The following is a 22,205-nucleotide window of genomic DNA, read 5'->3' on the forward strand; positions in this document are numbered from 1 at the left end:
CCAGGCTTTGCAAGCGGCGCAGACTCTGGGCCACCCCGTCATACATAGCCAGCCCTTGCAGCAGGCAGGCGTTGTAGTGCTGGAAAAAGATCGGTCTGGCCTTGGCAAACAGCTCGGGATCGGCCTCGCGATAGGCTAGCGCCCGCTGGATCAGCTTGTCGGCTCCGTTGCCGACCCAGGTACGGATCACCGCTTCATCGGCCTGCGCCAGACCGAGGTCTGCCAGAGTCAGATTGACCGCCAGCGCCAGCTGGGCGGCACTATCAATGAGGGTGCCGTCCAGATCGAACAGCACCAAATCAAATGCGCGCTCAGCGTGTGACATGAGCCAGCTCCGCACGCATCTTGTCGATCACCGCCTTGTAGTCAGGCTGGCTGAAAATGGCAGAGCCGGCGACAAACATGTCGGCGCCCGCTTCGGCGATCTCGCGAATGTTATCGACCTTCACCCCGCCATCGATCTCGAGACGGATATCGCGGCCGCTCTCGTCGATCAGACGACGCACCTGACGCAGCTTATCGAGGGTGCCCGGGATAAAGCTCTGGCCACCGAAGCCCGGGTTGACCGACATCAGCAGGATCACGTCCAGCTTGTCCATCACATACTCGAGGCAGGAGAGCGAGGTAGCAGGATTCAGCACCAGACCCGCCTGGCAGCCCATATCCTTGATGAGGCCCAAAGAGCGATCAACGTGATCGGACGCTTCCGGGTGGAAGGTGATGAGGGAAGCACCGGCTTTGGCAAAATCAGGAATGATGCGATCCACCGGCTTGACCATCAGGTGCACGTCGATGGGGGCCTCGATACCGTAGTCACGCAGCGCCTGACAGACCATGGGGCCAATGGTCAGGTTGGGGACATAGTGGTTGTCCATCACGTCGAAGTGAACCACGTCGGCACCGGCAGCCAGTACCTTGGCTACATCGTCACCCAGACGGGCAAAATCGGCAGAGAGGATCGAGGGGGCAATCAGAAAGTCTTTCATCAGCATCATCCATTGGCAGCCAGGGAGAAAAAGCGGCGCAATTTTAACGTAAAAGGCGGGCGAAAACGACTCGAATGCGGGGTAAATGGGGCAATCGTCTCCCCTCCCCCAGCCACCCGGGTTTTGGGACATCGGCACGGGCGCGGACTCGCCCATAAAAAACGGCGCCCCTGGGCGCCGCATGGTCTGTTACGTCAGTGGCAGCAGTTCACTGTCGCTGGGATAGTAGCCCTGCTCCGGTTCGATTCCGGGCGGATAGAGCGCCAACAACTCGGCCACCTTGTTGCGGGTGCCGCCGTTGCGGCTGATGGTGCGCTTGACCAGGATCTCGTCGAGGCGGGCACCGCGATAAAGCTCACGAGTCAGCTCGATATCGTGGTTGCTGATCAGCACCGGCACCCCTTTGTGAGCCGCTGTGTGGCGGGCCAATCGCGCCAGGATCGCCTGATCATCCAGGGTAAACCCACCGGAGGCATAGGTGGTGAAGCTCGCCGTAGTGGAGAGCGGCGCATAGGGTGGATCACAGTAGATAACCCAATCCTCTTCGGCACGCTTGATGGCATCGGCGTAGCTCTCGCAGATAAAGGTCGCCTTCTGCGCCTTTTCGGCAAAGGCCCACAGCTCTTTTTCCGGGAAATAGGGTTTCTTGTAGGAACCGAACGGCACGTTGAAGCCGCCCTTCTTGTTGTAGCGGCACAGTCCGTTGAAACCGTGACGGTTGAGAAACAGGAACAAGAGTGCCCGCTCGAAGGTGGTCTCGGTCTGATTGAACTGGGTACGCAGCCGATAATAGGCCGCCTTGTGGTTGTGCTCTGCCACAAACAGCTTGCGCGCCTCGGCAATGAAACTGTCCGGTGTCAGCTTGAGGTGGTTGTACAGGCAGATCAGATCCGGATTGATGTCGTTGAGCACATACGCGTCGTAGTCGGTGTTGAGAAACACAGACCCAGCCCCGACGAAGGGCTCCAGCAACACACGCCCGGCCGGCAGGCGCTCGGCAATCTCTTCAACCAGGGAGTATTTTCCCCCGGCCCATTTTAAAAAAGCGCGTGTTTTTTTCATGGAAATCCGGTGTGTAAGAAGGCAAGACCCAAAAAGGGGGACGATTCTACCCCCTTATCCGGTATCAAGGCTATTGCTTCAGCTCTTTTTGTACCTGTGCAAACGACTTGGGCCAGGGCTGGCCTTTCAGCAAGGCTGGCGGAAGCTTGCGAATGGCACTCTTGGCCTGGGTCAGACCGGCATAATCCCCTTGCAGCACCACGAACCAGGGGCTGCCACGGAATTTGGTCTGATAGACCCATACCTTGCCCGCCAGACCATGCTCAGCGACAAATTGATCCACCGCTTTGGTATTGCTCGCCCCCATCAGCTGAACGCTGTAGTGGTTGCGCGGCTTCTTGTTCAAGGTGGCGACCGGTGTCAGGGCCACTTTGGGTGCTGGCGCGGCAACCGGCTCGTTACTGGCTGTTTTGGTAGTGGCCGCAGGCGTTGCGGTTGTCACCGGATTCTGTGCCTTGGCGGTACTGGCTGGCGCCGTGGTTGCGATTGCACCACTGGGGGCTGTGCCACTCGGGTTCTTGCCGGTCAGCTCGTCCACCACGTCATTAGGCAGTGCGCCGCTCACCTTGGGTTCGGTCATCAGCTTTTGCACGACCTCGTCAGAGATCACCACCCGACGCCCTTCGTAATTGGTTGATTCGGTGGTCACAGTTTCGCTCTCCACCGATTTGGGCAGCACTTTCGCCTCCGGCTGCCAATCTTTCACAACCCCGTTTGGATTGCTGGCTGCATCACTGTTTTGAGCGCCTTGTGCAGCGGCATCGGTATTCGAACCGCCTGCGGTGAGGGGATCGCCTCCCGCTACCGGGATCGGCAATGCCGTGTTCTGCGCCGGATCCTGCAGCGCCGGTTTGCTTTCATTGTCAAACAGCGCAGGCAGCAGGTAGCTCAGCGCCAGCAGGCCGCCAGCGACCAGCGCGATAGCTGTGGCAATCTTCTTGACAGGCAACTCCGCCTGACGCTTCTTGGGCCTTCTGTCGGTCATGATATCCTCCAGTAACTGCATGATGGTGGACGGATGTCCGTTCGCCGTTTTCAGGATCTCCTCCACTTGCGGCTTGGGCAAGAGGGTCGCCGGGATCTTGAGCTCTTTGGCTTTTTCATACAAGAAGATGCGCTGCTCGGGCGGGCTCAGTGGCGGCACTTCCAGCTCAAGGGCTGGCATGGCACGCCCTTTGAGCTGCGGTCGTTGCGTACGACACCAGACGTCACTGCCCGAGACGATAATGGCCAGCTGATGGGGCGCCGCCAGGGTATCGTTATGACGGATGATCGCCCACAACTCTCCCAACATCTCGGCCGGCAACTGATCGGCCCGCTCTATCAGCAGCAACAGGGTGGCAGGCTTGCTCCCCTCCAGCATGCGAAAGAAGCTCTCTGCCAATGCATCCTGTGGATTGAACAGCGGGCGCGCCACCACCTGTGGCAGCAACAGCTGGCGCACATCCACCATCTTCATGGCAGGTGTACCAATCAGGCTCACCACCCGCACTTTTTCCGGCAACACGCCGAGCAGGGATTCGCACAGGGTACCGCGACCACAACCGGGTTTACCGGAGAGAAAAATGAAAGGGTGATTGAATTCAATCAGATGCAGCAGCCGGTCAACCAGCTGCCGCTGGGAAGGAAGTTTTAGCAGTTTATTCGTCACGACCAGACTCGATCACCGCCAGCAACTCGGCATCGGACACATCCCCCACCACCTGCGCATGGCCGATACCAACCGGCAACACCAGACGCAGCTTGCCTTCCAGCACCTTCTTGTCACGGCGCATATGGCGAATAAAGGCGGCGAAATCCATCTCGGCAGGCGCATGAATGGGTAGATTGGCGGCCAGCAGCAGAGCGCGCACACGCGCAACGTCCTCTTCGCTCATATCGCCACGGGCCTGCGCAGTCCAGGCTGCCAGCATGGTGCCGGCGGATACCGCTTCACCATGCAGCCAGTTGCCATACCCCTGCTCGGCCTCGATGGCATGACCAAAGGTGTGACCAAGATTGAGCAACGCACGGACGCCGTGCTCGGTCTCATCCTGACCGACCACATCGGCTTTGATCTCGCAGCAACGTTTGATGGCGTAGGCCAGCGCGGCAGGTTCCAGCTGTTGCAGACGCACCATGTTCTGCTCCAGCCAGCTGAAGAAATCAGCATCCCAAATGATGCCGTACTTGATCACCTCGGCCATCCCTGCGGCAAATTCGCGGGCTGGCAAGGTACTCAGACATTCGGTATCGATAACAACTTGTTTGGGCTGATAAAAAGCCCCAATCATGTTCTTTCCGAGGGGGTGGTTGACAGCGGTTTTACCGCCAACAGAGGAGTCAACCTGGGAGAGCAGAGTGGTCGGGATCTGGATAAAAGGAATGCCACGTTGATAGCTTGCTGCCGCAAAGCCCACCACATCCCCGATCACGCCGCCCCCCAGAGCGATCAGTGTCGTATCGCGCCCATGGTTGGTTTCAAGCAGAGCAGACATGATCTGCTCAAAGGTCGCCAGGTTCTTGTATGCCTCACCGTCAGGCAGGATCAGGTGTTCAACCTGAAAACCCGACAGCAGAGCGGTTACCCGTTCAAGATAAAGCGGAGCAACAACCGTGTTCGTCACTATCATCACCCGCTTGCCCTTGATGGTCGATACCAGCGCCTCGGGGCGCTGCAACAACCCGGCAGCTATCTCGATGGGATAGCTGCGTTCACCCAGTTCGACCTTCAACCGTTCCATGGACGTCCTCTAGATTACATACCGATCAGCTTTACAATTTGATTGGCAACGATTTTTGCGCTCTGGTCATCGGTGTGCACAACAAAGTCGGCAACCTCTTCATACAGGGCATTGCGCTCTTGTGCCAGACGTTCCAGCACTTCGCGTGCCGGTTCTTCGGTCTGTAGCAGAGGGCGGCGTTTGTCTCGCTGTGTGCGCGCCAGCTGCTTTTCAATAGTGGTTTCGAGGTAGACCACGATGCCACGAGCAGACAACTTGTTGCGGGTTTCGCGACTCTTGATGGCACCGCCACCCGTCGCCAGCACGATACCCTGCTGCTCTGACAATTCGCCGATCACCTTCTCTTCGCGAATCCGGAAACCTTCTTCGCCTTCAACATCGAACACCCAGCCGATATCAGCACCACTGCGGCGCTCAATCTCATGATCTGAGTCGAAAAACTCCATATGCAGTTGTTCTGCCAGATGTCTACCTATGGTGCTCTTGCCCGCACCCATGGGACCTATCAGGAAAATATTGCGTTTCTCAGCCATGTCTTTTCGTTAGTAATTACAAACTGTACGACCCCGATGAATACTGGATCGGGGTACCTATGAACCTTATCTTGCGATGGATCAGGAGGGGGATTATCTCAATAGATATCGGGACTGGCAACCGCAGCCCTTACGCCCCAGCCTCATTGGGGCGTAAGGTTATATGTGTTTTACCCTCACATGTAAAGCATTCAGAAGGCGTCGGTGACTATCTTGGGGGTCACGAAAATCAGCAACTCCCGCTTTTTGTTCTCATTGGCCGTCTTGCGGAACAAAGCCCCCAATCCGGGGATATCACCCAACAGGGGCACCTTGGTGACATCCGTCTTGATAGTCTGCTGATAGATACCACCCAGCACCAGGGTCTCGCCATTATTGACCAGCACCTGAGTGGTGATGGATTGGGCATTAATGGATACTGCCGGGCCAGTAGGCGTATCGACAGTCTCTCCCTTGGTATCCTGAGTGACGGTCAGATCGAGAATTACCCGATTATCAGGGGTGATCTGCGGCGTGACTTTCAGGCTCAGTACCGCCTTCTTGAAGGTGACCGAGGTGGCGCCACTGGAAGAGGACTCTACATAGGGGATCTCGGTACCCTGCTCAATCAGAGCCGGTTTCTGGTTGGCAGTAGTCACCCGGGGACTTGCGATAATTTCCGCCTTGTTCTCACGCTCCAGCGCAGAGAGCTCGAGATCCAGCAGGGTGCCATTAGCTAATCTGGCGACCTGGAATGCCAAGGTTCCGGCCGCTCCGGTCACCGGCAGGTTGACGTTCATACGGTTACTAGCATCTGGTCTAGTCATATTGGTAATGATGTTGCCATTATTATCAAGATTGCCGTTTCCCGATGCATCATTCCCTTCAATAGAGCCTGAAGTACTGTTGCCATGACCATCATTCTTGGTCACCCCCCAACGCACCCCGAGCGCTTCATCAAAGCCGTCGTCAATGGTCACCATCCGCGCCTCGATAACCACCTGCTTGACCGGAATATCGAGAATATCGAGCATCCGTTTGATGCTGCTGATGACATCAGCGGTATCCTTGACCACCAGCACGTTGGTTCGCTCGTCCACGCTCACTGCACCACGGGGTGACAGCAACTTGGTACTTTCGGAAGATAGCAGGGCCGCCACTTCCGAGGCCTTGGCATAGTTTATCTGCAGATATTCGGTATAGAGCTGCGCCAAATCTGCGACCTGATTGCGGCTCTCAAGTTGCTGCTTCTCGCGCGTTGCGATCTCTTCTGCAGGCGCTACCAGCAAAATGTTGTTATCCAACCGCTTATCCAAACCCCGCACCTTCAAAATAATGTCGAGCGCCTGCTCCCACGGCACCCCATCCAGACGCAAGGTAATATTGCCTGCTACCGAATCTGTGGTTACCAGGTTGAGATTGTTGAAATCAGCGATCAGCTGCAGCACGGTACGAACCGGAATATCCTGGAAGTTCAATGAGATGGGCTTGCCCTGATACTGCTTGGATGCCGTGGCCGTCGTCCGCTTTTTCACCTCGATAATGAAGAGCTTGTCTGCCTGATCGTAACGGTAATCAAACTGACCATTGATCGACAGTTCAAACAGGGTATCGCTCCCCTGCCGGGAGACTTCAACCTGAGAGACCGGCGTTGCAAAATCCTGCACATTGATCAGATTAAGCAAACCATCCGGCACCCGAGTGCCATGAAACTTGGCCAGTACAGTCTGGCCTCGGCTGCTCACATCGACGGCGGCCGAGCTGTTATCCAGCGTGACCAGAAACTCCCCCTGGCCATCTTTACCACGACGAAAATCCACACCGGTAACCGAGTTGAAATAGGCGCCGCCCCCACTGCTTTGATAGTTGTTGAGCACCGGCTTGCTGGCAGGCTGTGTGGCTACCGGCGTTGTCACGGGCGCAACAGGCATAGACCGGGCTACGACCTGAGGATTGAGCAGCGCCGAGGGAGAGGGTGTGGCCGCCATCGAAGAGGGCGCTGGCACAGGAGTAGCCGAGGTTGCGGGTGCAATCAGCGCGCTCTCACCATTGATGAGCCCGGAAGAGGCCCCCTCGCCCAATGACACCAGTAATTTGTTCCCCTGTTGCTGCACCTGATAGGGAGCAAGCTGATCGAGTGCGATCTTGATATCCAGACCTGCGCCCTTACCCTCAACCTTGATATTATCTACCCCCAAGCGCTGGATCGGCAGCGGGTTCACTTTCAGCGCCCCTACCGCACCGGGAACATGCAACAACAGCTGATTGGGTTGGTAAGAGAGACGATCGGTAAAGCCCGTGACCGGCTCACTGAAACTGAGCTCCACCAGCAATTGATCGGCAAGCAGCGGATTGACCTTGATCTCCTGCAGGGTTGCCACTGCCCACGCCTGACTGAGGGCGCTGGCGCAAAACAGCAAAGCCACTTTGGATACACTCTCTATTGTTGTTCTCATTGCTGTTCGTCCCTGATTATTGTTTTTCTTGCACATTGGCCATTGCCAACTGGGTTTCTCTTGTTACCCAGCACCCCTTCCCGTCCGGAATGGTTTCCAGCAAATCCACGGCAGTGTCAGTGATCTTGATGACCCGGCCCTGATCAAGCCCCATATACTGGTTGAGCCCAACCCGCATCGATTTGCCATCCGGGGTGCTGATCAAGGCCCACAACTGACCCGCCTTACCCAAAGAACCATGCATCGACAGACTGGCCAGCGAATAATTTTCCAGCACCTCTTTCTCACGATCCATCAGGGTCTGTGCACAATCCGGCTGGGCCTTGGCAGTACTTGTACTTCCGACCGTCGCCTCAGGCTGGGGAACCATGAAGGGGCTGCGCAACTCGCGTTGCTGGTAGTGCATAGGGGCAAAAGGCTTCAGCTCGGGCAAGGGCTCGATAGGTATGGGTGGCCTTGCTTTGGTCTGGGCGACATAGCTATCCATGTCCTCCTGACCACCACAGGCCGCCAGCAAGAGGGCAAGCAATAACCAGCAGATGCGTCTCATTGTTTCGGCTCCACTGTTTTACCATTGTACTTGTAGGTCTTGGCCAGCATCGACATCGAAATCAGCTCCCCTTCATCCTTGCTCTGACCCAGAGTGAAAGAGTCAAGAATGACGATACGGGGCAAAGCGGCCATGTCAGCGGTGAACTTGCCAATTTGATGGTAAGTGCCCACGACTTCGATACGCATCGGTAGCTCGGTTGAAAACTCGTGCTTTACCTCTGGCTCCCAGTTGATCCGGTTCAATTTCAAGCCGTTGTCGGTAGCAATAAAGCTGATATCGTCCAGCAGACCGGCGACCTCATGGGTATTGGGCAACTGCTTGAGCTGGGTATCAACCAGTTGCTCAAGCTGAACCATTTGCGCCTTGTATGCCCCCAGGTTGGCAGCCAGCATCGCCTTGCTTTCAAACTGGGCTTTCAGTTCGGTCTCCTTCCCCGCTTCCTGAGTCAAACTGGTCAGTGAGTTGGCAATCACGTAGTAGTAGATGGCACCACCGGTCAACACGCAGCAGAAAAAGATGAAGACCCCTTTTGCCCATTTTGGCCAGCTTGCTATGTCATTGATATCCAGCTCGTTGAGTTGCTGAAGGTTCATTGTTGCTCCTTGGCCACATTCCCTGCAGCCGCAGCATTGTTGGCGATCAGGAACATCATGGAAAACTGGCTCAATGACACTGGCGCAACATCAGCCGCAAAAATAGTGCTTATCTTTGCCTGACCCAGCCAGCCGGAACCATCAATCCGCCGCATCATGCTGGCCACCCGACCATAGGCTTCGGTCTTGCCATTTACATCAATAATGTTGTTCTGCATCGAGAGGGTGTTGAGGTAAACCCCGTTGGGCACCAATGAAGGCAGCTGATTGAAGAGGCGGACGGGCACATTGCGGCGCATCTGCAACTGCTCGATGAGCTGCATCCGATCGATCAGTTCCTTGCGACGCTCTTTGAGCAGACGGATCTCCCCCAGCTGGGCATCCAGAATAGTCATCTCCTGAACCAGCCGCTGGTTGCGCTGCTGCTGGGCGACGATCTGGCGATCAACCAGCCAGTTGGCAAAAAATCCCAACGCGACCGTGGCCAGCACAAAAATCCCCAGCAAGGCCCCGAACTGTTTCTTTTGGCGCAGGGCCCGGGCTTCACGCCAGGGTAGAAGGTTTATATTTGACATGGTGTGAAACTCCTCAGAGCCAACCCGAATGCCGTCATATATTTAGCACCATGTACCAGTTCGGCCTCCCCTTTTGGTTTGCCAAACAGGGCGAACAGATCCGGGTGCAACACCTCGCAATTGACCTCTTCTTTTACCTGCACCAACAAACCGGGCAGTAGACTGCCTCCCCCCGTCAGCACCAGTTTTGCGATGTCGCGATAACCGGATGAACTGCAAAACAGCTGGATATTGCGCCGCACTTGCTGCAGCAGCGAGTTGATGTGGGGCATCAGCACATCCAGCTCATGGTCAACTGGCAAGGTACCTTTGGTTTTAGCCTGCTCAGCTTCATCCAACGTCATGCCATAAAAAGAGGAGAGCGCCTGGCTGTATTGATCGCCGCCGAAGTTTTGCAAGCGGGAGTAGATCACCTCCCCCTTGACCAGCGCCGCAAAGGTCATGGCACTGGCACCAATGTCGATCACTCCGATTGGCCGTTCACTCTCCAGCAATTCGGGCAGGCAGGCCACCACGGCACGGCCCAGCGCGTGGGCCCCCACATCCACCACCTTGACGGCAATACCAGCTTCGGCAAGAGCGCTGACCCGGCCGTTGACACTCTCGGTGCGGGCTGCGCTCAGCAGCACATCTTGACGATCTTCGCTATTGTTGGTGCTCAGCACCTCAAAGTCGAGACTCACTTCATCGAGGGGGAAGGGAATGATCTGCTCGGCCTCCAGTTGCACCTGATTCTCCAGCTCCTTGTCGCTGAGGCGGGCATCAATCTGGATCACCTTGGTTATCACGTTGGAGCCGGTCACCGCAGTGGCGGCATAGTCGCTGTGAGCAGGGATCAGGCGCTTGAGGCTCTTGAGAGATTGGCTGACACGCTCGATATCCTGCAATTGATAGTCAACCAGCGTCCCTTTCGGGGTGGCAATATCGGCGACCGATTCGAGATGAAGCTTGCCAGGTCGGCCACTGAGGGTAACGGCCTTGATGGTCTGGCTGCCGAAATCAATGCCCACCAGAGGGAGGAGGGATCCCTTGTTAAAAAGCCCAAACATATACACATCCATGCGTTATTTGGTTTTATTCCTGAACAGAGTGTAGGACACCCGATCAGAGGAGTGCTTCACTCATCCTAAATGCTCTAACTATCAATGTCATAAAGTTTATGTCGAAAAGTGACCCATCTCGCTTTCTTCATGGCAAGTGGCCCTCCTTGGTTATTGCTCCCCGTAGTGCTAACCTCTCGCATCCTTTTGAGGTGGGTGGCTCGCCACAGGAAAACCTCGAATTCCCGATGGCAAAAGGGCTATACTCTGCGCCCGTTGGCTAATTTTAAGACGATTGGTAGTTCTTCCATGCTGAAATGGCTCGTTCGCCTGTTTATTGTCATGATGCTGGGTGCAGTGCTGGGTGTCGCCAGCCTCATCGGTATCTACTTCTATATCAAACCCCAACTGCCCGATGTCACCGCACTGCGTGACGTCAAGCTGGCAACCCCGATGCGGGTTTACAGCCGGGATGGGGAGTTGATCGCCCAATATGGCGAAATTCGTCGCATTCCGCTGCGTCTGGACGAAATTCCGCAACCCATGATCGATGCCGTACTGGCGACCGAAGATGCACGTTTCTATGAACACCCGGGTATTGACCCGATTGGTATCATTCGAGCCGCATCCGTCTGGGCTGTTTCCGGCCATGCCCGTCAGGGTGCCAGTACCATCACCCAGCAGGTTGCCCGCAATTTCTTCCTGAGCAATGAGAAGACCATCATCCGCAAGATCAAGGAGGTCTTCCTAGCCTGGCGGATCGAGCAGAATCTCTCAAAAGACGAGATCCTCGAACTGTACCTCAACAAGATCCCCCTCGGTTATCGCTCCTTCGGGATCGGTGCTGCGGCACAGGTTTACTTTGGTAAAGAGGTCAAGGATCTGGGACTTGATGAGATCGCCATCATTGCCGGTCTGCCGAAAGCCCCATCCATGCTCAACCCCATCCGCTCCCCCGAGCGCGCCTTTGCGCGCCGCAACGTCGTGCTGGGCCGGATGCTGGAAACCGGCAAGATCACCCAGGCCCAGTTTGACGAAGCGTCCAAGATGCCGATCAAGGCCCGTTTTCACGGCGCCGAAGTGACCCTGCACGCTCCCTATCTGGGTGAAATGGTACGCCAGAAGATGGTAGAGCAGTTTGGTGAAGATGCCTACACCATGGGCCTGCACGTCTACACTACCGTCTCTGCCGAACGCCAAAGGGCCGCCAGACAGGCTCTGCTGGATGGCGTCTTTGCCTACGATATGCGTCACGGCTATCGTGGCCCGACGGCCCAGTTGTGGAAGGCAGGCGAAACAGCTTGGGATTACGAGCAGATCGTGGCCCACCTTGGCAAGCAACCCACTTATGATCCGCTGATGGCGGCAGTCGTGACCAAGCTCGGTGACCGTAGCGCCACACTGGTACTTAAAAATGGCAAGGAAGCAGAGCTGGGCTGGAACGGCATTAAATGGGCTCGCTCCTTTATTACCGACGACCGCCAAAGCTATGCCCCGAAATCGGCACGCGATGTACTGAAAGTCGGCGCCCAGATCTGGGTGCGGGAAGAGGGCGAAGAATTGCTGCTGGCCCAAATCCCGGACGTCAACGCCGCGCTGGTTGCCATGAACCCGAAAAATGGCGCGCTGGAAGCAGTAGTTGGCGGCTTCAGCTTCGAACTATCCAAATTCAACCGGGTCGATCAGGCGCGTCGCCAGATCGGTTCAAATATCAAGCCTTTCCTCTATGCGACCGCGCTGGAGCACGGCTATACCCTGGCGTCGCTCATCAACGATGCGCCAATCAACCAGTGGGATCCGTCAAAAGGGCCCATGTGGCAGCCCAAGAACTCCCCGGCCGTTTATGATGGCCCCACCCCGCTGCGTCTGGGTTTGGCCAAGTCCAAGAACGTGATGTCGGTTCGACTGATGCGCGCCATCGGTCTGGATACCTATATCGACGGTCTGACACGCTTTGGCTTCCCCCGCGACTTCATCTCGCCCCATGAGTCACTGGCGCTGGGCGCAGCCGAATTTACCCCCCTCGAGGTGGTGCGTGGTTACTCGGTACTGGCCAACGGTGGCTTCCTGGTGACCCCATACTTCATCGACAAAGTCACCGACAGCCTGGAGAACACCCTCTATCAGGCCAATCCTGCCATTGCCTGCAACAATTGCGAACAGCAGACGGCGTCCGAGCAGAGCACACTGCCGGAGCCAACTGTTGATGGCGCAGCACAAGATGGCACGCAGACCCCTCTCGCGCCAACCATCGCCCCGCATACCATCAGTGCCCAGAGCGCGTTCCTGATCACCGACACCTTGAGCACAGCCATCTGGGGTGGCAACGGCTGGCGTGGTACCGGCTGGCGTGCAGCCCGTGACCTGAAACGTCACGATATCTCCGGCAAAACCGGTACCACCAACGAATCGCGGGATGCCTGGTTCTCCGGCTATACCCCGGACATCGTAGCTACTTCCTGGATCGGTTTTGACAACCACCAGCGTGGCCTTGGCCGTGCCGAGTTTGGTGGTGGCGCTGCACAGCCTATCTGGATCGACTTCATGAAAGTCGCCCTCAAAAAGCAGCCGGAGCACAAGATGCCGGTTCCCGAAGGGATCATGACGGTGAAGATTGACAGCGAAACCGGACTGCTGGCGACCAGTGGCGGAACCGACGAATACTTCAAGGAAGGGACCGAGCCGACCCGTTACGCCGCGCCCAGTTCGGACGGCAATCAGGTCTACGGTGGCGACAACCCCGATGTGGAAGGGCCTGTCTCTACCGACGATATCTTCTAAGCTGCTCTCGCGGCAGCAACAAAACCGGCAGCCTTGGCTGCCGGTTTTTTTATTGGGCCAACTGCTTGCTCATCAGCGTGGAGATCGAGGCGGCCAGCTCGTTGAAACAGGGGCGACGTACCGAGTAGTGGCGATAGAGCAGCGAGATGGTACGACCCGGCACAGGGTCAACCACAGGACGATAGCTCACCCCTCCCTCATCATGATCGGCGGGTACGGCCAGCTTTGGCACCAGGGTCATGCCGCTACCGGCGGCCACCATGTTGCGCAGCGTCTCGAGACTAGTCCCCTTGAAGCGTTGATCCTCACCTATCCCGCCAGCGAAACAGAAGCCCATCGCCTGATCCCGCAAACAGTGGCCATCGGCCAGCATCAGCAATTTCTTGCCCTTGAGATTGCCGAGTGGCACTTGTCTGGCCTGTGCTTCGGGGTGATGGCAAGGCACCGCCAACCACATCGGCTCATGATAGAGCTGGATTGAACCAAACCCCTCCATCCCAGGCATCTCGGCCAGAATGACGCAATCCAGCTCCCCCTCTTCCAGCCGTTTGAGCAGGGTTTGGGTCTGCTCCTCATAGAGATAGAACTCCAGCTGGGGAAAACGCTCACGCAGGGTCTGGATAATGCGGGGCAACAGGTAGGGGCCCACGGTCGGAATAAAACCGATATGGATCTCCCCGGACATCGGCTCGGAGAAGTGCTGACCGATGCTCTTGAGCTCGCGCACCTCCTTGAGCACCCGACGCGCCTGATGGGCCATGGCATCGCCAGCCGGAGTAAACAGCACCTTGCGCGAGGTACGTTCGATCAGAATGACCCCGAGTTCATCTTCCAGCTTGCGCAGCTGGCCGCTCAGGGTGGGTTGACTGACAAAGCAGCGTTCAGCGGCTTTGCGAAAATGTTTTTCCTCATCCAGCGCCACCAGATATTCGAGATCGCGAAGATTCATACAGCAAGAGTCCTGCCTGGAAAATGGGCCATCAGCATGCACAATATCGTCCGGCGGGACAAGTCATCCACTTGCAGTGAGCCTCTCTGGCTGCCCCTCCAAAACAGAAAAGCCCGATCACCTCGCGGTAATCGGGCTGTTTGACTCGACAAGGGATTACACCCTGAAACGGCGCACCATATCCTGCAGTTGGGTAGCCAGGTGGTTCAACTCGTTGCATGCCTGAGCCATCTGGGTGGCACCGGCGGCCACCTCTTCGGAAGCGTGGCTGATATTGACCACGTTACGGTTGAGCTCCTCGCTCACCGCGCCCTGCTCTTCGGTGGCCGTTGCTATCTGGATGTTCATGTGGGAGATGCTGCTGACCGAGCCACTGATCTGGGAGATAGACTCGCCCGCTTCCCGCGCGGTAGCTACCGTGGTGTTCATCAGCTCCTGACTCTGTTGCATGGTACTGCCCGCCTGTTCGGCACGCTGCTGCAACTCGGCAATGATGGTATTGATCTGGGAGGTGGAGTCCTGGGTTCGTTTGGCCAGAGTACGCACCTCATCGGCCACCACCGCAAACCCCCGCCCCTGCTCACCGGCCCGGGCCGCTTCAATCGCCGCGTTCAATGCCAGCAGGTTGGTTTGTTCGGCAATGCCGCGGATCACCTCCAGCACCATGCCGATATTGCGGCTATCATCGCCCAGTTGGCGGATCACCACTGCAGTGCTCTCGATGGCCCCCGCCACCCGCTCGATGCGCAAAATAGAGTCATTAACAGTCTTGGCCCCAATCTCTGCTGTTTCGCTGGCCGAGGTGGCGGCACTGGCGGCATCGCTGGTGTTGCGAGAAACCTCCTGAACCGTAGCCTGCATCTCGTTCATCGCGGTTGCCAGCTGATTAAGTTCATGCTGCTGGGCACTCATGTTGGCCGCTGACTGCCTTGCTACCGAGCTCATCTCTTCGGTGGCCGAACTCAGTTGCACCACTGAGCCCGAGACTTCACTGACCAGGGTACGCAAATTGGTCTGCATCTCGCCAAACCCTTTGGCAAGAGTCCCCAGTTCATCATTGTTGAACTGTTGCATATCGATGCGGGAGGTAAGATCACCGGAGGAGACACGGCGGGTCTGCTCCAGCAGGGCCATCACCGGATTGCGGATCTGGGCGGTCAACAGCCAGGCAATCACCACCACAAAACCCAGCGTCACCAGGCTGACAATAATGCTCATGGTTCTGACATTGCTATACATGGCCGCAATGTCTTTCACCATCTCATCGGCAATCTCGTTATTGCTCTCCCGCAAACGATAAGACTTGGCACCAACCTCTTCCAATGCGGCACGAGTCTCGTTTTTGCGCAGACTTCTGACTTTATCCAGATCGCCAGCAGCAAAGGCATTTAACAGCTGGTCATGTACCGAAAAATACTTGGCCCCCGCCGCAACCACCTGCTCATAAACCTGCTTCTCTTCACCAGTAGTGAAAGGTAAAGCACCATATTTTTGGGCTGCTTGCTCAAATTCCTGCTTGGCCTTATTGAAGGTCAGGGTGCGATCGCTTACCTCTTGCTCATCCTTGTTCAGGCCACCGATGACCTGGGCCAACTCTGAACGACGCGCATCCAGCACGGCAACATGCATCTGGCTCGCCAGACGAGTAGAAGGCAGCAAATTACCTGTGATGGTTTCGGTATCACCATAGAGCTTTGCCAGCTGGCTGATTGAAAACCAGGCCAAGCCCAGTACCAACAAGGCTAGGATGGCAAATCCGGCACTCAGTTTCTGGCCGATGGACATGTTTTTGAACATATAAGGGCTTCCTTGAAATGAGTCTTCACTCCCGCAACATCCACCGGGAATGGTCATATAGAGCATAGTCTGCAAGCAGAAAGTCGAAGGCTTTCATGTCGCTTCTGCATACAGGAATATCGGCCCATTCACTCCACTTCTAAAGAGACCTTGTCCGTTCACATTCTAATAACTATTCCATCAACTCAAGAAGATGCTGACGCAACCCGGCAGGATCGCCCAAAAAGTCAGCCACTCGCACAGCACTCACCTTACCGTTGTGCATCAACCCAAAGGTGGGATAACCCTGACCGCCCAGCCGTTTCATCCAGCCCTGGCTATCTGCCAGATGTTGCAGCAAGGGGGCCTGCAGATAAGCTTGCTGAAATGCCTCGGCTGCAATCCCCTGCTCTGCCGCTAGCGTGGCAAGAAACGCAGGCTCACCAATCCAGATCCCGTCCCGATAGTGGGATTGCTGGATCCGGTGCAACATGACCAGCCCATCGCCCCCCAACGCCGTGACGGCCAAAACCGCACGGATCGGCGGCTCGGAGTCCAGCAGACACCCTTCCCGCAGCAGCAGTTCGTTAAAGTAGCGTTCGCCAAAATGCTGGCCGGTCAGCGCTTCGATCCGCTGATCATGGGGTCGCACATAATCACGCAATGCCTCGCCCATCGGCTGACGGCGACTACCCAGCCATAGACCGCCCGCATGCAGCTCGATCTTGAGTCCGGCAATAGTTGCTGCCGCCTGCAACAGGGGGGCGGCACCGTAGCACCAGCCACAGAGCGGGTCATAGACATAATGGAGGGTGGTTTGTTGTTCGCTCATCTTCATTCTCACTTCGATCTCGGATAAAAAACCGGGCCCTTAGGCCCGGTAAAAAAACACAGGGAAAGCAGGCTCAGTGGCTTACCACTTCATCTCGCCGGTATTGACCTTGGCACCGATGGCCAGACCATCGTCAACCGGCAGTGCCGGATAGGCCTTCTTCAGAGCCTCAATCAGCTCACCGGAGTTTTTCGCCTTGGCCAGCTCCTGTTCGAAACGCTCTACATAGTCACGGGTAAAGCTCACAGCAGCAGTGCCTTTGGGAGCAGTGCCCAGGAAGTGGCCCGGTACCACACGCTCGGGTTTCAGGGCCAGCAGGTTGTCCAGCGCCTTGACCCAGTTGCTGCGAGCCGCTTTGGTCTGACTGTCCGCCATCCAGACATGCACCCCGTGGTAAACCGGCACACCACCAAAAGCAGTCTTGATGGAAGGGGCCCAGAAGTAGGCATTCGGGGTATTCATCTCTTTGATTTCAATCTTCTCACCATCCAGCGTCAGGTGGCTGGCGGTCATCACTTGCGGCACGGTGAGGCTCTTCGGTGCACCCTTCCCGAGGATCGGGCTCCAGTAGCTCAGCTTGGCATCCTTGGTCTGGTTGATATGGTCAACCACATGCTGATCGGCCAGCACTTTGACATCCGGGAACGCCGCCATGACCGGCTCCAGACCGAAGTAGAAGTCGGGGTCACCGGCACTGATATAGACAGTGGTCAGCTTCTTGCCACTCTTCTTGATCATGTCGACCAGCGCCTGACCATTTTGCACATCGAACTGGGCATCGATCAGGATGGCCTCTTTGTCACCGGTCACCAGTGAGGAGGAGACCGGGAAGATCGCCTTCTCGCCAGGGTTGTAGACGGTCACGCTCAGGGGGGCGGCCAGTACGGCGCCACTCAACAAGGTAGTCGCCAGAGTCAGGTTGCGGATCAGGGTGTTGTTCATCATCTATTCCTCATTAAGTATTCGGGGGTTCATTTGATGGACACAGTGTATTGGATTACTTAAGGTGCAAATACAGCATAAAAAGCGCATCACTGTTGCACATATCGAACATATAGAGAGCCATACATGGATCGACTGACCGCCTTGCGGGTCTTTGTCAGCGTAGTCGAACAAGGGAGCCTGAGCGGCGCCGGAGAGAAACTGGATATGTCGCGCGCCATGGTGTCGCGCTATCTCGCCGAGCTGGAGAGCTGGATGGGCGCCCGCCTGCTGCACCGCACCACCCGTCGTCTGAGCCTGACCGGGCCAGGAGAGGAGGCGCTGAACCGGGCCCGCGCCATGCTGGCGCTCGGCGAAGAGATGGAGCAGATCGCCGTGAAGGGAGATGACGCCCCCAAGGGACAACTGCGGATCACCAGCAGCTACTCCCTGTCAGAAGCGCTGCTGGTCGGGGCTGCCAACGACTATCTGGCGCAATACCCGGGGACGGCCATCGACATTCTGCTGCTCGACAGAACCGTCAATCTGGTAGAGGAGCGGATCGATCTGGCGGTGCGCATCACCAACGACCTCGACCCCAATCTGGTGGCGCGTCGTATCGGCACCTGCCACTCGGTAGTCTGCGCCAGCCCGGCCTATCTGGCCCGTCATCCGATGCCACACAAGGTGCAGGATTTGGCGCTGCACAACTGCCTCACCTACACCTACTTCGGCAAGAGCCTGTGGGAGTTCAATGGACCGGACGGCCCCGAGTCAGTGCCGGTTAGCGGTAACCTGAGCGCCAATATCTCCAACCTGCTGCTGGAAGCAACGCTGGAAGGCGCAGGGATCAGCCTGCAACCCCGCTACTCGGCCCAGCCCTATCTGGAACGAGGAGAACTGGTGCCCCTGCTGACCGACTGGCAGCCCAAGCGCCTCGGGGTCTACGGGGTGTATGCCACCCGCAAACAGATGTCGCCACTGCTGCGCAGCTTCCTCGATTTTCTGCTGGCCCGCATGGCGGCGGATCCCATCTGGCAGGAATGAACACTCCTCACATCCGACCATGAAGAAGGGGCCGCTGCGGGCCCCTTCTTCACTCTGATCCCTTGATCAGGCTTCAAATCCGAATGGTTCTGAGTGCGGCGCTTCCGGCTGCGCACTCTCGTCCAGGAAAATATCCCGATAAGCCACATAGATGGAGTAGTTGAGCGCCGGGATCACCACCAGCAGACCTACCAGCAACAACACAGCGCCAAACAGCAACAACATGGCTGAGAGCAGCCCCCACCAGAAGAAGGGAAAAAAATTGCGCCAGCAGCCGAAGAAACTCAGCCGTACCGCCTGGATGATGCCGATATCGTGGTGGTAGATCAGCGCCGGAGCAAAGGTGACCCCCATCAGCACGGGAATGATGAGCAGCATCCCCACCAGCAATACCAGCAGCAGTTGTTGCAACTGGCTGGCAGAGACCACCATGCTCTCGGGATCCTGCGTCAGCAGCGGGAGCAGCCCCCACATGGAGAGCAGACCGAGACAGACGAGGCCCACCAGGCTAAACAGCAGCAACACCAGCAGACCGCCTAGCATCAGCGGGGTCAACTTGTGGCGAAAACCGGCGAAGAGATCGGCAAACTGCAGCGGCTCACCCCGATAACCCCGAGCGGCGACCGCCACCCAACCCGCGCCCCACACCATGTAGAGCAGCTGGGAGATAAGGCCCCCTGCCGGCAGTTGCTCCAGCAGCATGCCCACCATAAACCAGACCAGCACCATGGCTACGCTGATCCCCATCCCCTTGTTGAAGATATCGAACCCGCTGCGAACCCAGAGCCAGCCACGACCTGTCGTGTATCGGGCCGGTGTGGTGCGCAAAGGGGGTAATCCGTTCATATCGTCTCCTCGGAGTGTCGGTGGCATCAGTGCCGGAAGCCGATTCTAGAGCCAGGGCGGGGGCGACTCAATGGCGAAGCGGCCCGACCACGACATAAAACCTGACGCAGCGATACACAAAAGGGGCGTCAGCCACGCCCCGCCTCTGGCTGCACCGACTATAACGAGGCACAATCTGTCCCCTCCTCCAACCGCACCTGTCGTGGCCAACGTGTCGTGATCACCCTTTAGTGATCGACGAATGCCGGACAGGGGGTTGTCATCCCGCCATCCCGGGCGCTTTAACATCGAGTGATATCGTCATGAGAGTTGTTTGTTGTCTGTTGTTGTTACTGGCCAGCCAGTCAGCCCTGGCCGAGGGTTTTATCAGTCGCCTGCTCAACCATCCGGTGCCGGGTGGCGTTGCGGTGATCCCTCTTGGCGCGTCACCCACTGCCCCCACGGCCCGCTATCACGACAAACCCGTGCTGGTAGTGCGCGAAGACAACCAGTGGATCGCCATCGTCGGCATCTCTCTGAAAAGCACGCCCGGCGCCCAGCAACTGACCACAGGTGATGGCCGTACTCTCGACTTCACCGTCACCCCCAAGCACTACCGCGAACAGCACATCAAGCTCAAGAACAGCCGTCAGGTCAATCCGCTCGCCGAGGATATGACCCGTATCAACCGCGAGCTGGCGGAGCAGACCCGGGCTTACCAGACCTTCAGCCCCAACCAGCCGAGCAACCTGATGTTCGACAAGCCGGTCAACGGCCCCCTCTCCAGCCCGTTTGGCCTGCGTCGCTTCTTCAATGGCGAGGAGCGCAACCCCCACTCCGGCCTCGACTTCGCCGTGGGCGCCGGCACCCCGATCAAGTCCCCTGCCGCCGGCAAGGTGATCCTGATCGGCAACTACTTCTTCAATGGCAATACCGTCTTTGTCGACCACGGTCAGGGGCTCATCAGCATGTTCTGCCACATGTCGAAGATCGATGTGAAGCTCGGCCAGAGCCTGCCGCGTGGCGGCATCGTCGGGCGAGTCGGTTCGACCGGCCGCGCCACCGGCCCCCATATGCACTGGAACGTCAGCCTCAACGACACCCGGGTCGATCCCGCCATCTTTATCGGCGCCTTCAAGCCCTGAATCGGCAGAGCCCGTTAACAAAACATCCTCTAACAAAACAGGCAGCCCATGGCTGCCTGTCTGCTATCTGCACGTCGAACCTGATTACCTATCCGGCCAGCGCGTGGGCGCCGGACTCCCGACGCATCGCCCGCCACATCACCAACACCAGCAATGAGCTGCACGTTGGCAATGCCAGCCAGACCCCGGGCACGCCCCACAGGGTCGAGAATCCCCACAAGAAACCGCCGATCAACACCAGCTTGCCACCGGTGAGCAGGGAGGCGATGCGGGCCCGATTGATGGCCTGGAAGTAGGTGGCCCCCACCAGCAGCAAGCCCTCCATCGGCAGCCCCCAGAAGTAGAGCCAGATCCCGAGGCTCGCCACCGGCAGCAGGGTAGCGTTGTCCCCTGCAAACAGATAGACCGCCGCCTCCGGCCACAGATAAAGTGGGATCATGGCGCACAGGGCGATCCCCAGCGTCACTCCGAGTGCCAGATTGCGGATCCGCAGCACCCGCCGCCAGTGACCGGCGCCCGCGTTAAAGCTGGCTATGGGCTGGATCCCCATGGCGATCCCCTCAAACACCAGATAGAAGAAGGCCTCGGTGTAACTGATCACCCCGTAGGCGGCCACATGCAGCGAAGTGCCGACCGCCAGCAACGCCTTGTTGTGCAGTGCCAGCACCACTGAGAGATAGAGGTACATCAGAAAACTGGAGACCCCGAGGCGCACCGTCTCGCCCATCAGCCGCAGATCAGGGCGCAAGGTGTCCCAACTTATCCGCAGCTGGCTGCGCGGTGTGAAGAAGTGCCACAGGCAGGCGAGGCCCGTCACTGCCTGGGAAAGCATAGTGGCCGTCGCCACCCCGGCCAGTCCGAACGGAAACACCACCATCAGCAGATAGTCGAGCAGCACGTTGAGCAGCCCCCCGACTACCATGATGAGGGTGACAAATCCGGGGCGGCCATCGTTGCGCAGCAGCGAGCTGAACGCCATCGACAGCACTGCAAAGACGCCAAGCCAGGCGTAGGCCTGCAGGTAGGAGAGCCCGGCGGTGAAGATCTCCCCCTCCGCCCCCATCCAGGCCAGCATGGGCTCGCCATAACGGATCCCGATAAAACTGAGCAGTGCCGAGGCAAGCAACACCATCACCAGCGCATTGCCGACGATATGGCGGGCTTTGGCCGGGTTGCCCTGCCCCAGATAGAAGGAGACCAGCGACGAGGCCCCCATGCCGATCAGCGCCCCCACCGCATAGAGCACGGCGCAGATGGGATAAGCCAGCATCAAACCGGCCATGCCATCCTGACCCAGCACATGGCCAACGAAGATGCCATCGATGGTGACATAGATGCCGGTGATCAGCATGGCCGCCACGGTCGGGGTTACGTAACGCCAGAAAAGGCGAGATAGCGGGGCTGTGCCCAGATCAACAGCTGACATATT

The 22,205-nt window shown here is 57.6% G+C and carries 20 protein-coding genes; 3 read left to right on the forward strand and 17 right to left on the reverse strand.

Annotated features, from left to right (window positions below; all coding sequences use genetic code 11):
* The 11 genes from AB5Y85_RS09875 to tapM all read right to left on the reverse strand — a co-directional run.
* On the reverse strand, positions 1-325 hold a 325-nt coding region (locus tag AB5Y85_RS09875; RefSeq protein ID WP_368221354.1), incomplete at its 3' end, for an HAD hydrolase-like protein.
* The gene (rpe, locus tag AB5Y85_RS09880; RefSeq protein ID WP_103250784.1) at positions 312-986 is read right to left on the reverse strand and encodes a ribulose-phosphate 3-epimerase; all 675 of its coding nucleotides are present in this window, start codon (positions 984-986) and stop codon (positions 312-314) included. The genes rpe and AB5Y85_RS09875, both read right to left, overlap by 14 nt.
* Before the next feature lie 189 nt (positions 987-1,175).
* On the reverse strand, positions 1,176-2,048 hold the full coding sequence (locus tag AB5Y85_RS09885; RefSeq protein ID WP_005335008.1) for a Dam family site-specific DNA-(adenine-N6)-methyltransferase: 873 nt from the start codon (positions 2,046-2,048) through the stop codon (positions 1,176-1,178).
* A 70-nt stretch (positions 2,049-2,118) separates the two neighbouring features.
* Positions 2,119-3,699, reverse strand: coding sequence for an AAA family ATPase (locus tag AB5Y85_RS09890; protein ID WP_257687013.1), 1,581 nt, complete (start codon positions 3,697-3,699; stop codon positions 2,119-2,121).
* Complete coding sequence (gene aroB, locus AB5Y85_RS09895; protein ID WP_019446352.1) at positions 3,689-4,771, reverse strand: 3-dehydroquinate synthase; 1,083 nt, start codon at positions 4,769-4,771, stop codon at positions 3,689-3,691. The genes AB5Y85_RS09890 and aroB overlap by 11 nt, the downstream gene beginning before the upstream one ends.
* A 14-nt stretch (positions 4,772-4,785) precedes the next feature.
* The gene (gene aroK / locus AB5Y85_RS09900; RefSeq protein WP_005335014.1) at positions 4,786-5,304 is read right to left on the reverse strand and encodes a shikimate kinase AroK; all 519 of its coding nucleotides are present in this window, start codon (positions 5,302-5,304) and stop codon (positions 4,786-4,788) included.
* Between the two features lie 191 nt (positions 5,305-5,495).
* Positions 5,496-7,739, reverse strand: coding sequence for a type IV pilus secretin PilQ family protein (gene pilQ, locus AB5Y85_RS09905; protein WP_257687014.1), 2,244 nt, complete (start codon positions 7,737-7,739; stop codon positions 5,496-5,498).
* Positions 7,740-7,755: 16 nt separating this feature from the next.
* A complete protein-coding gene (locus AB5Y85_RS09910) occupies positions 7,756-8,289 on the reverse strand; it encodes a pilus assembly protein PilP (RefSeq protein WP_257687015.1) in 534 nt (177 codons plus the stop codon).
* Entirely contained in the window at positions 8,286-8,885 is a 600-nt protein-coding gene (tapO, locus tag AB5Y85_RS09915; RefSeq protein ID WP_005353996.1) for a PilO family type IV pilus biogenesis protein TapO, read from the reverse strand. The genes AB5Y85_RS09910 and tapO overlap by 4 nt, the downstream gene beginning before the upstream one ends.
* Positions 8,882-9,460 (reverse strand): PilN family type IV pilus biogenesis protein TapN, encoded by a 579-nt coding sequence (tapN, locus tag AB5Y85_RS09920; RefSeq protein ID WP_100653156.1) that lies wholly within the window; start codon positions 9,458-9,460, stop codon positions 8,882-8,884. Before tapN ends, tapO begins: the two co-directional genes overlap by 4 nt.
* Positions 9,448-10,509 (reverse strand): PilM family type IVa pilus assembly protein TapM, encoded by a 1,062-nt coding sequence (gene tapM, locus AB5Y85_RS09925; protein WP_168176889.1) that lies wholly within the window; start codon positions 10,507-10,509, stop codon positions 9,448-9,450. The genes tapN and tapM overlap by 13 nt, the downstream gene beginning before the upstream one ends.
* A 300-nt stretch (positions 10,510-10,809) precedes the next feature.
* Between tapM and AB5Y85_RS09930 the strand changes: the two genes are divergently transcribed.
* Positions 10,810-13,281 carry a penicillin-binding protein 1A gene (locus AB5Y85_RS09930; protein ID WP_257687016.1) on the forward strand — a complete coding sequence of 824 codons (2,472 nt, stop codon included), beginning with the start codon at positions 10,810-10,812 and terminating at the stop codon, positions 13,279-13,281.
* 49 nt (positions 13,282-13,330) lie between these two features.
* Here AB5Y85_RS09930 and oxyR read toward each other — a convergent pair whose 3' ends face one another.
* The 4 genes from oxyR to AB5Y85_RS09950 all read right to left on the reverse strand — a co-directional run bounded on the left by oxyR (position 13,331) and on the right by AB5Y85_RS09950 (position 17,780).
* A complete protein-coding gene (oxyR, locus tag AB5Y85_RS09935; RefSeq protein ID WP_257687017.1) occupies positions 13,331-14,230 on the reverse strand; it encodes a DNA-binding transcriptional regulator OxyR in 900 nt (299 codons plus the stop codon).
* A 156-nt stretch (positions 14,231-14,386) separates the two neighbouring features.
* Positions 14,387-16,027 (reverse strand): methyl-accepting chemotaxis protein, encoded by a 1,641-nt coding sequence (locus tag AB5Y85_RS09940; RefSeq protein WP_257687018.1) that lies wholly within the window; start codon positions 16,025-16,027, stop codon positions 14,387-14,389.
* A 172-nt stretch (positions 16,028-16,199) separates the two neighbouring features.
* Positions 16,200-16,844, reverse strand: coding sequence for a DsbA family protein (locus AB5Y85_RS09945; RefSeq protein WP_257687019.1), 645 nt, complete (start codon positions 16,842-16,844; stop codon positions 16,200-16,202).
* Positions 16,845-16,919: 75 nt separating this feature from the next.
* Positions 16,920-17,780: a Vmh family MBL fold metallo-hydrolase gene (locus AB5Y85_RS09950; RefSeq protein WP_201905012.1), complete on the reverse strand. Its 861-nt coding sequence runs from the start codon at positions 17,778-17,780 to the stop codon at positions 16,920-16,922.
* Between the two features lie 126 nt (positions 17,781-17,906).
* Here AB5Y85_RS09950 and AB5Y85_RS09955 point away from each other — a divergent pair, with 126 nt between their 5' ends.
* The gene (locus tag AB5Y85_RS09955; protein ID WP_201904869.1) at positions 17,907-18,806 is read left to right on the forward strand and encodes a LysR family transcriptional regulator; all 900 of its coding nucleotides are present in this window, start codon (positions 17,907-17,909) and stop codon (positions 18,804-18,806) included.
* A gap of 66 nt (positions 18,807-18,872) precedes the next feature.
* Here AB5Y85_RS09955 and AB5Y85_RS09960 read toward each other — a convergent pair whose 3' ends face one another.
* A complete protein-coding gene (locus AB5Y85_RS09960; protein ID WP_201904871.1) occupies positions 18,873-19,652 on the reverse strand; it encodes a BPSS1780 family membrane protein in 780 nt (259 codons plus the stop codon).
* A gap of 302 nt (positions 19,653-19,954) precedes the next feature.
* Between AB5Y85_RS09960 and AB5Y85_RS09965 the strand changes: the two genes are divergently transcribed.
* Entirely contained in the window at positions 19,955-20,776 is an 822-nt protein-coding gene (locus tag AB5Y85_RS09965) for a peptidoglycan DD-metalloendopeptidase family protein (protein ID WP_100653144.1), read from the forward strand.
* Between the two features lie 88 nt (positions 20,777-20,864).
* Here AB5Y85_RS09965 and AB5Y85_RS09970 read toward each other — a convergent pair whose 3' ends face one another.
* Entirely contained in the window at positions 20,865-22,202 is a 1,338-nt protein-coding gene (locus tag AB5Y85_RS09970) for an MATE family efflux transporter (RefSeq protein WP_159164764.1), read from the reverse strand.
* Between the last annotated feature and the right edge of the window lie 3 nt (positions 22,203-22,205).

This window comes from Aeromonas sp. R3-1, assembly GCF_040908345.1.
GTDB classification, from domain to species: domain Bacteria; phylum Pseudomonadota; class Gammaproteobacteria; order Enterobacterales; family Aeromonadaceae; genus Aeromonas; species Aeromonas veronii.

Excerpts from the sequence above, each read along its gene's own strand:
- rpe (WP_103250784.1), bottom strand. The coding sequence starts at position 986 with ATGAAAGACTTTCTGATTGCCCCCTCGATCCTCTCTGCCGATTTTGCC.
- AB5Y85_RS09885 (WP_005335008.1), bottom strand. The coding sequence starts at position 2,048 with ATGAAAAAAACACGCGCTTTTTTAAAATGGGCCGGGGGAAAATACTCC.
- aroB (WP_019446352.1), bottom strand. The coding sequence starts at position 4,771 with ATGGAACGGTTGAAGGTCGAACTGGGTGAACGCAGCTATCCCATCGAG.
- aroK (WP_005335014.1), bottom strand. The coding sequence starts at position 5,304 with ATGGCTGAGAAACGCAATATTTTCCTGATAGGTCCCATGGGTGCGGGC.
- pilQ (WP_257687014.1), bottom strand. The coding sequence starts at position 7,739 with ATGAGAACAACAATAGAGAGTGTATCCAAAGTGGCTTTGCTGTTTTGC.
- AB5Y85_RS09910 (WP_257687015.1), bottom strand. The coding sequence starts at position 8,289 with ATGAGACGCATCTGCTGGTTATTGCTTGCCCTCTTGCTGGCGGCCTGT.
- tapO (WP_005353996.1), bottom strand. The coding sequence starts at position 8,885 with ATGAACCTTCAGCAACTCAACGAGCTGGATATCAATGACATAGCAAGC.
- tapN (WP_100653156.1), bottom strand. The coding sequence starts at position 9,460 with ATGTCAAATATAAACCTTCTACCCTGGCGTGAAGCCCGGGCCCTGCGC.
- tapM (WP_168176889.1), bottom strand. The coding sequence starts at position 10,509 with ATGTTTGGGCTTTTTAACAAGGGATCCCTCCTCCCTCTGGTGGGCATT.
- AB5Y85_RS09930 (WP_257687016.1), top strand. The coding sequence starts at position 10,810 with ATGCTGAAATGGCTCGTTCGCCTGTTTATTGTCATGATGCTGGGTGCA.
- oxyR (WP_257687017.1), bottom strand. The coding sequence starts at position 14,230 with ATGAATCTTCGCGATCTCGAATATCTGGTGGCGCTGGATGAGGAAAAA.
- AB5Y85_RS09940 (WP_257687018.1), bottom strand. The coding sequence starts at position 16,027 with ATGTTCAAAAACATGTCCATCGGCCAGAAACTGAGTGCCGGATTTGCC.
- AB5Y85_RS09945 (WP_257687019.1), bottom strand. The coding sequence starts at position 16,844 with ATGAAGATGAGCGAACAACAAACCACCCTCCATTATGTCTATGACCCG.
- AB5Y85_RS09950 (WP_201905012.1), bottom strand. The coding sequence starts at position 17,780 with ATGAACAACACCCTGATCCGCAACCTGACTCTGGCGACTACCTTGTTG.
- AB5Y85_RS09955 (WP_201904869.1), top strand. The coding sequence starts at position 17,907 with ATGGATCGACTGACCGCCTTGCGGGTCTTTGTCAGCGTAGTCGAACAA.
- AB5Y85_RS09960 (WP_201904871.1), bottom strand. The coding sequence starts at position 19,652 with ATGAACGGATTACCCCCTTTGCGCACCACACCGGCCCGATACACGACA.
- AB5Y85_RS09965 (WP_100653144.1), top strand. The coding sequence starts at position 19,955 with ATGAGAGTTGTTTGTTGTCTGTTGTTGTTACTGGCCAGCCAGTCAGCC.
- AB5Y85_RS09970 (WP_159164764.1), bottom strand. The coding sequence starts at position 22,202 with ATGTCAGCTGTTGATCTGGGCACAGCCCCGCTATCTCGCCTTTTCTGG.